Consider the following 12,597-nt stretch of genomic DNA (forward strand, 5'->3'; position numbering starts at 1 on the left):
AACAAGCTTGAAAAAATTTATTCTTTTATTACTGTTCCCTTCACTCGTTTTTACACAAAAAACAGCTACAGTAAAAGGAATCATTACCAATAAATTCAATACACCAATTGAAGGAGTTGCGATTTCCTATTTATCTAAAGGAACTACTACCGATGCTAATGGAATGTATCAATTTACAATTCCCATCCGTAAAACTGTTACTGTTACATTCACACATGTTTCTTATAAAACTTTGGTGAAAAAATTCACTTCTAGAGGAAAAAGAAACTTTAACTTCTCTCCTACTTTACAAATTAAGAGTGAAAAATTAGAAGAAGTTATCGTTAAAAGCCAACAAAAAGAAGCCCAAGGAATTACCAAAATAAAAACTAAAAAAGTAAAAAACATACTTGGTGCTAATGCTGGTGTTGAAAATATATTAATGACGCTCCCTGGAGTTAGTAACAACAACGAATTAAGCACTCAATATAATGTTCGAGGTGGTAATTTTGATGAAAACCTAGTATATGTTAACGGAATTGAAGTGTATCGTCCATTTTTAATCCGTTCTGGCCAACAAGAAGGCTTAAGTTTTACCAATCCGCATATGATTCAGAATATCAATTTCTCTGCAGGTGGATTTCAAGCAAAATATGGAGACAAACTATCTTCTGTACTAGACATTACCTATCGAAAACCAACTAACTTTGGCATACAATTAGATTTGAGTTTGTTAGGAGGAAGTTTTACTATAGAAGATACTTATGTTAATAACAAACTAAGCGCAATTGTTGGTGTTCGTTACCGTGATAATAGTTTATTTGTAAATAGTAAACAAACCGAGGTTAACTTTAGACCTCAATTTACAGATGTTCAATCATTTTTAAGTTACCAAGCTACTGATAAACTCACGTTAAACTTCTTAGGAAACTTCTCTCTCAACAATTACAATTACAAACCATTAACTCGTAAAACCCGATTTGGAACCTTAACAAACCCGCTAGAATTAATTGTTTTTTATCAAGGGCAAGAAAAAGATCGTTTTCAAACCTTATTTGGAGCGTTCTCTGCTGATTATCAAGTTAACGACAATCTAAAACTTACTGGTACTATTTCTTCTTTTAATACACAAGAAGAAGAATATTTTGATATTGCTGCCGCTTACGCCATAGGAGAAGTAAATAGCAATATTGGTTCTGAAAATTTTGGTGAAGTTGAATTTTCTCAAGGAATAGGTTCACAAATTAACCATGCTCGTAACGACTTGGATGCTTTAATTAGTAACATTCAACTAAAAGCTACTTTAAAAGACGGTAACAATGAATGGAAAGCTGGTTTTAAATACCAAAAAGAAAATATTAAAGACCGTATTCGTGAATGGGAGGTAATAGATTCATTAGGTTTTTCTGTTCGTCAACCACACCACAACGGAAATAATCAACCATACGAACCTTTTACAGGTCCTATTGAGCCTTACAGAAATGTAAGAGCAGAAAATGAAACAGACATTAATCGTATTACTAGTTTCTTACAATTCAGTAGAAAAGCAATGTGGAATGACCACCAAGTTTGGATGAATATTGGAGTTCGTTCTCATTATTGGTCTATAAAAACAGCTTCTACTAATAGTTATTCTCAAACAATCTTTAGTCCTAGAGCGCAATTTGCTATTAAACCTGATTGGGAAAGCGATATGCTATTTAGAATATCTGGTGGATGGTATTCACAACCTCCATTTTATAAAGAATTACGTGATTATGACGGACAAGCACACCCCAAAGTAAAAGCGCAAAAGTCAATTCACATAGTTGCTGGGAATGAATATAGTTTTAACGTATGGGAACGCCCTTTTAAATTAGTTACTGAACTTTATTACAAAGATTTATCAGATGTAAATGCTTACTCTGTTGATAATGTCCGCATTCGTTATCGCGCAGACAATGTTACTAATGCCTATGCTTACGGTTTAGATGTTCGTTTAAACGGAGAGTTTGTACCTGGTAACGACAGTTGGGTTAGCTTTGGTTATTTAAAAACCGAAGAAAATATTAACAATAGAGGTTATATTGCTCGACCAACTGATCAACGTTTAAAATTTGGTGTATTATTTCAAGATTATGTGCCTAACTTACCTGACTTAAAAGCTTATCTAAACCTTGTTTATAACACTGGGTTACCTGGTGGAGCTCCTGCTTACGCTGATGTATATCAATTTCAAAATCGTTTGAACGATTATAAACGTGCCGATGTAGGAATTTCTTATGTTTTTGCTGATGCTAACAAACAACATAAAACTGGATTCTTACGTAACTTTAAAGAACTTACCGCTGGTTTAGAATTATTTAACATTTTCGACATCCGTAACTCCAACACCAATACATGGGTACGTGATGCTTACAGTAAAAACCAATACGGTATTCCTAACTATATGACAGGAAGAGTGTTGAACTTTAAGTTAGGAGTACAATTTTAGTCTTCTCTACTCTTTTTTAACGAAAAATTAGCGAAAAAACTTCCTTAAGCATTTTCCACACATAGTACTTTAGCTTGAAAATTTAAATAGTTCTGTGAAAAGCTCTATCTATTTTTTTACAAGAAGTCTAGTAAGCATTAATATTACATTACAAAAAATAATTACAATGAAAAATCAAAAAATTGAAATAGAAAATTTATGGAACCGTTTTAAAAATTGGGTTTCTTCTAATGCTCCTCATTTATCTGAAGAGCTTCAGCCTGCAATTCAACCAGAAGAAATAAAACAATTACAACAAACCATACAAACAGAACTACCTGAAGACTTTATAGCCTTTTTAAGTATACACAACGGTCAAAACAGAAATGCCGAAGGCTTAATAGATGCTGAAGAGCTACTTTCTTCTAATAGAATAATTGATGAATGGAAAATTTGGTATGATTTATATGAGGATGGAGATTTTGAAGATAGTGAAGCTGAACCCGATGAAGAAATTAAAGACTTTTGGTGGAACCCTAAATGGATTCCAATTACTTATGATGGTTCTGGAAATCATCTATGTATAGATATGGATCCTACAGAAAATGGAACTAAAGGACAGATAATAAGAATGTGGCACGACGATAGTGTAAGAGAGTATATAGCACCTTCTTTTAAGGTTTTCTTTGAAAACTATTGTACCAATCTTGAAAACAACAAATATGTATATTCTAACGAGTGGGGAGGAATAATTATTAAAGAAGATTTGTAAAACCTTTAACTCAGCTCAATAGCAGTAACATTTTAACTTCAAAATAAAACAAGTGAAAAGGTAGCACACCTTAGCTTGTAATTGAATAAAGTTATTGTATTTTAGTATCTAAAAAGTAATTACAAATGAATTGGATTTTGTTAATTATAGCTGGTTTATTTGAAGTAGCTTTTGCAGCTTGTCTTGGAAAAGCTAAAGAAACTACTGGAATAGAAGCCACATATTGGTATATTGGCTTTTTAATCTGTTTATCTATCAGTATGTTGCTTCTCATAAAAGCAACCCAAGAGCTACCTATTGGAACTGCCTATGCAGTTTGGACAGGAATTGGTGCTGTAGGAACAGTACTAATTGGAATTTTAGTTTTTAAAGAACCCGCTACATTTTGGCGATTATTTTTTATCACAACATTAATTACTTCGATTGTAGGACTCAAAATCGTTTCACATTAACCTAAGTCATGAAAACAACACCCAAACACGACGAAAGAATAGCGAGCATGACTTTTGCTTCTGTTTACCCTCATTATGTTACTAAAGTTGAGAAAAAAGGAAGAACAAAAGAGGAGTTACACCAAGTAATTGAATGGCTTACTGGTTTTAACAATCAAAAATTAAACAAATTAATTGATCAAAAAGTAACTTTTGAATCCTTCTTCAAAGAAGCCGACTTAAATCTAAATGCTCATTTAATTACAGGAGTTATTTGTGGTTATCGAATAGAAGAAATCGAAACTCCGTTAACGAAGCAAGTTCGTTATTTAGACAAGCTTGTAGATGAATTAGCTAAAGGTCGTAAAATTGAGAAAATTTTACGATAAACCTTTTAATTTTTCTTTTTAAAAGTTATATCGGTTTCTTTGTTATTTGAATAAAAGAGGCCTTGAACCCTTTTAGGGCACTTAATAACCCTTAACCCTACCTTCACACAACACCTCTTTATTTACAAGACTTTCAAGACGAAGGCCTTTTTTATAAAAATAAAAACACCAGCAAAGATGATAAAAATTGAATACATTTGCTTTTGTTAATTTTCAACACATGAAACTAGTTTTTGCTACTAACAATCTAAACAAACTTGCTGAAGTACAAAAAATGTTACCTAACTCTATTGAGTTACTTTCTTTGAAGGACATCGATTGCTTTGATGATATTGAAGAAACCGCAACTACTTTAGAAGGAAACGCCAAAATTAAAGCAAATTATATTACTGAAAAGTTTGGATATAATTGTTTTGCCGACGATACAGGTTTAGAGGTAGAAGCTTTAAATGGAGAACCAGGAGTATATTCTGCTCGCTATGCTGGTGAACCTGCTAATGCAGAAAACAACATGCAAAAACTATTAACAGCGTTAAACAATAAAACTGATAGAAATGCTCAATTTAGAACTTCTATTTGTTTAAATTTAGATGGAAAACAATTTTTATTTGATGGAGTTTGTAAAGGAACCATTTTAACATCTAAGCAAGGTGAACAAGGTTTTGGATATGATCCCATTTTTCAGCCTGAAGGATACAACAAATCATTTGCAGAAATGACTTCAGAAGAAAAAAACAAAATAAGTCATAGAGGATTAGCTATTCAACAATTAGTCGCTTTTTTAAAATCAATTAGCTAATTGAATTTATCAAAAACATACACAGTTCACTTTTTACTTTTATCAGTTTTACTGATTATTTTTCTACTACTAAACATTAGTTTAGGTTCAGTATCTATTCCTTTAAAAGAAATTTTCAACTCCTTATTTGGTAACCCTGTTGTAAAAGATAGTTGGGAAACCATTATCATTAATTACCGCTTGCCAAAAGCAATTACAGCAATGCTAGTTGGGTCAGGATTAGCTATAAGTGGTTTATTAATGCAAACATTATTCAGAAATCCACTTGCAGGCCCTTTTGTATTAGGAATATCTTCTGGTGCAAGCCTTGGTGTAGCATTACTCATTTTAGGTTCTAGTGTTTTTGGAGGATTTTTTCTTGTAGCTATTTACTCTAACTGGGCATTAGCCATTGCTGCAAGTGCAGGATCTTTCTTAGTATTATCAGCAGTTATCATAGCTGCAAATAGAGTTCGTAATACGATGTCTATTTTAATTATTGGATTAATGTTTGGCTCATTAACATCAGCAGTTATTAGCGTATTAGCTTTTTTTAGTGAAGCTGAACAAATACAACAATATTTATTTTGGAGCTTTGGAAGTTTGGGTAATCTAACTTGGACTGAACTTTCTGTTTTTGGAATTATTTATCTCGTAGGAATTCTTGGAACATTCTCTGTCATAAAACCTCTAAACAGCTTTTTACTAGGCGAAAACTATGCAAAAAGCTTAGGAATTAATATTAAAAAAAGTAGAAATATCATTTTACTAATCACAAGTATTCTTACAGGAGTAATTACAGCGTTTTCAGGTCCTATTGCTTTTGTTGGACTAGCTGTTCCTCATATAGCTAAAATGATTTTCTCTACATCAAATCATAAAATTTTATTACCCGCTGTTGCCTTAATTGGAGCTATTATTCTTTTAATTTGTGACAGTATAGCGCAGTTACCCACAAGCGAATTCACTTTACCTATTAACGCAATAACATCATTATTTGGAGCACCTGTAGTTATATGGCTATTAATTAGGAAGAAGAAAATATATGTGTAAAACTAAGATTATAAACAGTTAAACAAGCAAACATCAATCAACAACAAAAACATATCGTCTTACAAACAGAAAATCTTTCAATAGGATACAAATCAAAAAGGCAAGAAACAGTTATTGCTTCAGCTATTGATTTAGCTATCGAAAAAGGAAAATTTGTTGCTTTATTAGGTAAAAATGGAATTGGAAAATCAACCTTACTCCGTACCATTTCTAAGGTTCAAAAACCTTTGAACGGAATTATAAAAATCAATCAAAAAGAACTTTCAACCTACACCAGTCAAGAATTATCTACTACCCTAAGCTTAGTATTAACCGAACGTTTACCCCTAAGCCAGCTAACTGTTTTTGAACTCGTTGCTCTAGGACGTCAACCTTACACTAACTGGATTGACAAACTAACTCAAGAACATCTAAAAAAAATTCTCTGGGCAATTGAACAGACAGAAATCTCCCATTTAAAAGATAAACGATTTTATGAATTGAGCGATGGTCAGCTACAACGAGTACTTATTGCTAGAGCTTTGGCTCAAGATACTGAAATCATTATTTTAGATGAACCTACTGCTCATTTAGATATACATCATACATTCAAAGTGTTTTCTTTATTAAAAAAACTCGTAAAGAATACAAGAAAAACTATCATTATATCTACCCACGAAGTGAATTTAGCCATTCAACTTGCAGATGAATTCATACTTCTTTCTGAAAAACAACTATATACAGGTACTTCACAAGACTTAATTAGTAAAAATGCTTTTGAAAAACTTTTTCCAAAAGAATTAATAAGTTTTAACAAAACATTAGAACAATTCGTTATTAAGAAAAATTAAATTTGAGCAATTGTAACATTTTCTTACTTTTGAAACTAATCGAACTAAACAAACCTTAACTATTGATGAAAAAATTACTTTTTATGGCTAGTGCAATTGCATTGGTAGCATGTGGTTCTAGCAAAGAAACAGCTAGTACTGACAATGATACTACTGATTTTGCAGCTAAATATGCCCAAACTATTACTGCAAAAGATTTAGGAAAACATCTATTTATCTATGCTTCAGATGAATTTGAAGGAAGAAACACGGGGGAGCCTGGACAAAAAAAAGCGGTAAAGTATTTAAAAGATTTTTATGTTAGTCAAGGAATAGTTTCTCCTTTAGGTGATGATGATTACTTTCAAGAAGTACCTTCTGAATACTTAAGTAACAACCGTAGAGGAATGACTTTAAAAGATTCTGAAAATGTTGTTGCTTTTATCAAAGGAACGGAAAAACCAGATGAAATAGTAGTTATTTCAGCTCACTTAGATCACGAGGGAGTTAAAAATGGAGAAATATACAATGGTGCCGATGATGATGGATCAGGAACTGTAGCTATTTTAGAAATTGCTGAAGCTTTTAAACAAGCTGCCGATGCTGGTAAAGGCCCTAAACGTTCTATTTTATTTTTACACGTTACAGGTGAAGAAAAAGGTTTATTAGGATCTAAATATTATACTGAAAATCCAATTTTCCCATTGGCTAATACTGTTACCAACTTGAACATTGATATGATTGGTAGAGTTGATGACCGCCATAAAGGAAATCCAAATTATGTATACTTAATCGGTTCTGATAAGTTAAGTACTGAATTACATAACATTTCTGAAGCGATGAATAAAAAGTATACTAACATCGATTTAGATTATAAATACAACGATGATAACGACCCTAATCGTTTTTATTATCGTTCTGACCACTATAATTTTGCTAAGCACAACATTCCTATTATTTTTTATTTTAATGGAACACATGCCGACTATCACAGACCAACTGACACTCCTGACAAAATCAATTACGAAATGTTAGAGAACAGAACTCGTTTGGTTTTCCATACAGCTTGGGAAGTTGCGAATCGTGAGAATCGTGTTGTGGTTGATAAAGCCGCAGAATAAGGTCTAATCAAATTTAAATTATAAAGTTTAAAAGCTCATCTAAATTAGATGAGCTTTTTATTTTCTTTAATATTACTCTTAAAATATATCTCCTTTTACACTTAAAAAAGAACCTTAACCAGATTATTTATCTACTAAAAAAAATAAATTAGAAAAATAATCTAAACATCAAACTAATACCTGATAAATAACATTCCTTAGTTTACATTTGCCCGCTTAAATTTTAATACTATGGTTAACGAAGGGAAATTATCATTAGAAAATCAACAAAAACTAGATAAATTACAAGAAGAATTAGCTTCTGCTCGCGATACTTTTTTAGGATATCCTGTATCAAAAGATTTCGATTATTCAGAATTAAATAAATTTTTTCAATATCCAATTAACAACCTTGGTGATCCTTTCGAACAAGGCACTTATCGTGTGCGAACCCATGAAATGGAACGTGAGGTTATTGCATTTTTCGCAAAACTATTTAGAGCAAATCCGAAAGACTTTTGGGGATATGTTACCAACGGTGGTTCAGAGAGTAACCTGTATGGTTTATACATTGCTCGTGAATTATTTCCTAAAGCTATGGTATACTATTCTGAATCTACTCATTATAGTGTACGTAAGAATATCCATTTATTAAATATCCCAAGTATTGTAATTAAATCGCAAGAAAATGGCGAGATGGATTATGAAGATTTTGAAAACACTGTTCGTATGAACCGTCATAAACCAGTAATTGTATTGGCAACTTTTGGTACAACGATGAAAGAAGCAAAAGACGATATAGGTAGAATTAAAGGAATTTTAAGCAACCTCGCTATCCAAGACCATTATATTCATTGTGATGCTGCTTTAGCTGGCTCTTATGGACCGTTCATGCAACCTCGCCTTCCTTTTGACTTTATGGATGGTGCAGACAGTATATCTATTAGTGGACATAAATTTATTGGTTCACCAATCCCAACTGGTGTATTAATGGCTAAAAGATCAAATAGAGATAGAATTGCTAAAGGTATTTCGTACATCGGCTCTTTTGATACTACTATTACAGGCTCTCGTAACGGACATTCTCCTTTATTCTTGTGGTATGCTTTAAAGCAATTAGGTGTCGAAGGTTTACAACAGCGTTATCAGCATAGTTTAGCTGTAGCTGAATACTGCGAAGCTGAATTACAAAAAATTGGAGTAAATGCTTGGAGAAACCCTAATGCAATTACTGTTGTATTACCAAAAACTCCACAAAGTATTAAAGATAAATGGCAGTTAGCTACTGAAGGGAACATTTCTCATGTTATTTGTATGCCTAACGTAACAAAAACTCAAATTGATGAATTTGTAAATGATTTAAAAAATTGTACAGAACAAATTATTGAAGAGGAATTTTCCTATGATTTTTCATTAAGCTAACCTTTTATTAATCTAAGACAAGTACTTTTGATTGCTATAAAAGAAAATTTAATTATGAAGAAATTATTATTAAGTACAATGCTACTTGCATTGTCATTTGCTTATGGGCAAGAAAAAAAAGAAAATGAAAAATTAACTATTGAAAAAGATACGTGGTATGTTGGCGGGAATGTTTCTTTAGGACACACCAATTCCGAATTTGAAGATTCACCTGATACTTCTAAGTATTTTAATTTTAACTTTTCCCCAAAAATAGGTTACACTATCAACGACAACTTAATTCTAGGATTGGGCTTAGGGTATGGATATACGGAAAGCGAGTTAGGAAATACAACAAATAATCAAGTTAATACAACTAATCATTTTAGAATTTTCCCATACATCAAAAAATATTTTCCTGTTGGAAAGAAATTGACTATTTCGTTACAAGGAGAATTTAGATATAGCTATTCAGAATATGAAAATAATAATGCTTTAAACTCTAATGGAGGGCATACAAACGAATATTTTATTGGTGTTCGACCAGGAATAACTTATTTCTTAAACAAAAATTTAGCTTTAGAGGCTAACATAGGAGCTTTAGGGTACAACAATGGCACACAAGAGCCTAGAAATTCATCAAAAAGAACTTGGAGTTCTTTCGATTTTAATATAAACTCAACTGATTTAATGTTCGGTTTATCATATTATTGGTAGTATTAAAGTTTACAAATCAAACAAAAAACGCTAAGAAAATTCTTAGCGTTTTTTTATACATTCTATTATTTGAAACTTTTTATTTTGTTGTAATACACTTACCGAAGTAAAAAGCTTTGTTAAGTGCGTACTATAATTCAAATGTGAATTAGCAACTAACAAAAACCTCCCTTCATTTTTCAAACAATTTTCTACTCCTTTAAAAAGGTTGAGTGCCACTTCAATATTATTCTCATGTTCAAAATGAAAAGGTGGATTTGATACAACTAAATCAAATGAGTTGTTATCTAATTTTTCTAAAGTATCATCACATACAAACTCTGCTTTTTTTCCTTCTAAGTTAATTTTAGATGATTCAATAGCTAAGTTAAAATCATCTACTAAAGTTACTGCTGTTTGTGGACTTTGATTAGCAACTTCATAAGCTATAATTCCATTTCCAGAAGCTACATCTAACACTTTTAACTCCTCTGTTTTAACTTCTAAATTTTCTAAGAAAAATTGCGTTCCTATATCTATGCTTCCAGAAGAAAACACACCGTAATATTGCTGTAAGACTTTGCTTTTCCACTGGATGGTATTAATTAGATCCTTCTGTTTGACTTCTTTTTTAGGTACTTTTAAAATCAACAAACGTGCTTTTTTCCATGCTTTTGATTGAGTAACCCCTTCAAAATATTGTTCAGCAACTTTTATAAAAGAAACTGAAAAATATTTAGTCATAAACCCACAAACTACTTCAGTATTTTCATGTGAAGCTTTATGTATTTGTTGTAAAAACAACTCAAACAACTCTAATGACTTTGGAATTTTAATCAATGCTAAATCAACACTCTCTAAGTTGTCTAAAGGAGTTTTAAAATCGACTTCCGTAGAAATGTTATTCAGTTTTAAATTTTGACGAATTGCTTTTTGCTGACTAGCATACGTCCAAACAGCCGTAACTTTTTTATGCTGTAAAGCGCAATTCCACACTCCAAAACGGTCATTAAAAAGGTGTAAACCCTCTATATACTTATCGGTTATATAATCTAACACTAAGAGTTCAGCGTTACTCCAAGCTCGTAAACTTTTGTCGGAAGTCTTGGGGTAACGCTGTAATTGATATGTTTTTGACTGTATTTTTACTCTAGTATCCAATTTTAACTAGTTTTCTTTATTTAACTAACTAAAACCTTTTCTTTAGTGTAGTAAACTTTATCTAACGAAGTTATTTCTCCTGTTCTTTTTCTTCTAAAAATGTGTTTTGCCTCTACATCTTTAATTGAATCTTTTCCCATAGCTGCAACCATTTCTTTAATGGCACTAATTGTCTTATTATGGTAATTCTTTACACGCATATTCTTATACTTAACTACCAAAGCCTTTACTAAGTCCTTCTCTTGTGTTGCTACACCCACAGGACAAGTATCTAAATTACATTCACGTGCCTGAATACAGCCTAAACTTAACATAAAGCTACGAGCCATACCAATTGCATCGGCTCCTAATGCTAGATATTTAATCACATCAAAAGCATCAATAGCTTTACCACTTGCAATAATTTTTATTTGGTCTTTTAGTCCGTATTTTTTCAACATCTTATTTACAAAAGATAGTCCTTCTAATAACGGTGTACCAATGTAGTTTGAAAACTCTAAAGGTGCTGAACCTGTCCCTCCTTCTCCTCCATCAACAGCTATATAATCAGGGTAATTATTAGCATCAGCAAAAGCTTTAATCATCGTTTCGATTTCATCGTTGTCTCCAACACAAAACTTAATTCCAACGGGTTTCCCTCCAGATAATTCTCTCACCTGTTGAATAAATGCAACCATTTCGTCAAAATTAGAAAAAGCATCGTGTGCCGGTGGTGAATCTACTCGTGTAAAAGGCTCTACAGAACGAATTTCAGCAATTTCTTTCGTGTTCTTTTTTGCTGGAAGAATTCCACCATGACCTGGTTTAGCTCCTTGTGAAAGCTTTATTTCAACCATCTTTACCTCTTCTCTAACAGCATTTTTCTTAAAAACCTCAGCATCAAAAACACGTTTACCATTTACACTTTTCCCTGCTCCAAAATACCCTGTACCTACCTGAAAAATTAAATCTCCTCCTTGTAAATGATAAGGAGAAACTCCTCCTTCGCCTGTGTTATGAGCAAAGCCTCCCATTTTAGCACCTTGGTTTAATGCCATAATTGCATTTTTACTCAACGAACCAAAAGACATTGCAGAAATATTGATTATAGAAGAGTCATATTTTTGTGTACACTTATCTGAACCAATAAGTACTCTTTCTCCTTTGATATGATGATGATCTTTAGGGAATAGTGAATGTTTCACAAACTCATACCCTTTTGCATATACATTATGTTGAGTACCAAAAGGTACTGTTTCAATTTCTTTTTTTGATCGCTGATAAACAATACTTCTTTTTTCACGATTAATAGGCTTTCCGTTTAAATCGTCTTCAATAAAATACTGTTGAATTTTTTCTCTTTCTTCTTCAAATACCCAACGTAAACGAGCAATTACTGGAAAAGCTCTCATTAATGAATGCTTTTTTTGAATAAAAGCATCATATATTGCTAACAGAGTAACTGCTGTAGCTACTGTTAGTAAAATGTAATTTCCCATATCTGGCATGAAATAAACTAACACACCACATAAAATATTTATTACAATAACAACAGATAAGATAGTATCTCTCATTTTTTTTATTTTTTTGCAAAAAT

At 32.0% G+C, this 12,597-nt stretch carries 12 protein-coding genes; 10 read left to right on the forward strand and 2 right to left on the reverse strand.

The features are described from left to right. Nucleotides 1-7: 7 nt before the first annotated feature. The 10 genes from ABMY20_RS11175 (at nt 8) to ABMY20_RS11220 (ending at nt 9,881) form a co-directional block, all read left to right on the forward strand. Nucleotides 8-2,452: a carboxypeptidase-like regulatory domain-containing protein gene (locus tag ABMY20_RS11175; RefSeq protein WP_349265319.1), complete on the forward strand. Its 2,445-nt coding sequence runs from the start codon at nt 8-10 to the stop codon at nt 2,450-2,452. 166 nt (nt 2,453-2,618) lie between these two features. Next, nucleotides 2,619-3,203, forward strand: a complete 585-nt coding sequence (locus ABMY20_RS11180) for an SMI1/KNR4 family protein (protein ID WP_349265320.1) — start codon at nt 2,619-2,621, stop codon at nt 3,201-3,203. A gap of 125 nt (nt 3,204-3,328) precedes the next feature. Beyond that, a complete protein-coding gene (locus ABMY20_RS11185; protein ID WP_159490652.1) occupies nt 3,329-3,655 on the forward strand; it encodes a multidrug efflux SMR transporter in 327 nt (108 codons plus the stop codon). Nucleotides 3,656-3,663: 8 nt separating this feature from the next. Next, nucleotides 3,664-4,023: a DUF2200 domain-containing protein gene (locus tag ABMY20_RS11190; RefSeq protein WP_159490651.1), complete on the forward strand. Its 360-nt coding sequence runs from the start codon at nt 3,664-3,666 to the stop codon at nt 4,021-4,023. 220 nt (nt 4,024-4,243) lie between these two features. Further along, the gene (locus tag ABMY20_RS11195) at nt 4,244-4,822 is read left to right on the forward strand and encodes a non-canonical purine NTP diphosphatase (RefSeq protein WP_281980195.1); all 579 of its coding nucleotides are present in this window, start codon (nt 4,244-4,246) and stop codon (nt 4,820-4,822) included. Beyond that, nucleotides 4,823-5,854: an iron ABC transporter permease gene (locus ABMY20_RS11200; protein ID WP_047789612.1), complete on the forward strand. Its 1,032-nt coding sequence runs from the start codon at nt 4,823-4,825 to the stop codon at nt 5,852-5,854. It begins immediately after the preceding gene. Nucleotides 5,855-5,979: 125 nt separating this feature from the next. After that, entirely contained in the window at nt 5,980-6,684 is a 705-nt protein-coding gene (locus tag ABMY20_RS11205) for an ABC transporter ATP-binding protein (protein WP_317039781.1), read from the forward strand. Nucleotides 6,685-6,749: 65 nt separating this feature from the next. Beyond that, nucleotides 6,750-7,784, forward strand: a complete 1,035-nt coding sequence (locus tag ABMY20_RS11210) for a M28 family metallopeptidase (RefSeq protein ID WP_349265321.1) — start codon at nt 6,750-6,752, stop codon at nt 7,782-7,784. 231 nt (nt 7,785-8,015) lie between these two features. Further along, nucleotides 8,016-9,185, forward strand: a complete 1,170-nt coding sequence (locus ABMY20_RS11215) for a histidine decarboxylase (protein ID WP_047789609.1) — start codon at nt 8,016-8,018, stop codon at nt 9,183-9,185. A gap of 54 nt (nt 9,186-9,239) precedes the next feature. Continuing rightward, nucleotides 9,240-9,881: an outer membrane beta-barrel protein gene (locus tag ABMY20_RS11220; protein ID WP_349265322.1), complete on the forward strand. Its 642-nt coding sequence runs from the start codon at nt 9,240-9,242 to the stop codon at nt 9,879-9,881. A gap of 42 nt (nt 9,882-9,923) precedes the next feature. On the opposite strand, the gene ABMY20_RS11225 is transcribed toward ABMY20_RS11220, so the two are convergent. After that, the gene (locus ABMY20_RS11225) at nt 9,924-11,021 is read right to left on the reverse strand and encodes a methyltransferase (protein WP_349265323.1); all 1,098 of its coding nucleotides are present in this window, start codon (nt 11,019-11,021) and stop codon (nt 9,924-9,926) included. Between the two features lie 20 nt (nt 11,022-11,041). Further along, complete coding sequence (locus ABMY20_RS11230) at nt 11,042-12,574, reverse strand: FMN-binding glutamate synthase family protein (RefSeq protein WP_239180277.1); 1,533 nt, start codon at nt 12,572-12,574, stop codon at nt 11,042-11,044. Nucleotides 12,575-12,597: the final 23 nt, after the last annotated feature.

The organism is Tenacibaculum sp. SSH1-16 (genome assembly GCF_040104435.1).
GTDB classification, from domain to species: Bacteria; Bacteroidota; Bacteroidia; order Flavobacteriales; family Flavobacteriaceae; genus Polaribacter; species Polaribacter mesophilus.

What these genes read in the sequence shown, in the direction of transcription:
- ABMY20_RS11215 (WP_047789609.1), top strand. Translation starts at nt 8,016, where the DNA reads ATGGTTAACGAAGGGAAATTATCATTAGAAAATCAACAAAAACTAGAT.
- ABMY20_RS11220 (WP_349265322.1), top strand. Translation starts at nt 9,240, where the DNA reads ATGAAGAAATTATTATTAAGTACAATGCTACTTGCATTGTCATTTGCT.
- ABMY20_RS11180 (WP_349265320.1), top strand. Translation starts at nt 2,619, where the DNA reads ATGAAAAATCAAAAAATTGAAATAGAAAATTTATGGAACCGTTTTAAA.
- ABMY20_RS11210 (WP_349265321.1), top strand. Translation starts at nt 6,750, where the DNA reads ATGAAAAAATTACTTTTTATGGCTAGTGCAATTGCATTGGTAGCATGT.
- ABMY20_RS11230 (WP_239180277.1), bottom strand. Translation starts at nt 12,574, where the DNA reads ATGAGAGATACTATCTTATCTGTTGTTATTGTAATAAATATTTTATGT.
- ABMY20_RS11195 (WP_281980195.1), top strand. Translation starts at nt 4,244, where the DNA reads ATGAAACTAGTTTTTGCTACTAACAATCTAAACAAACTTGCTGAAGTA.
- ABMY20_RS11190 (WP_159490651.1), top strand. Translation starts at nt 3,664, where the DNA reads ATGAAAACAACACCCAAACACGACGAAAGAATAGCGAGCATGACTTTT.
- ABMY20_RS11185 (WP_159490652.1), top strand. Translation starts at nt 3,329, where the DNA reads ATGAATTGGATTTTGTTAATTATAGCTGGTTTATTTGAAGTAGCTTTT.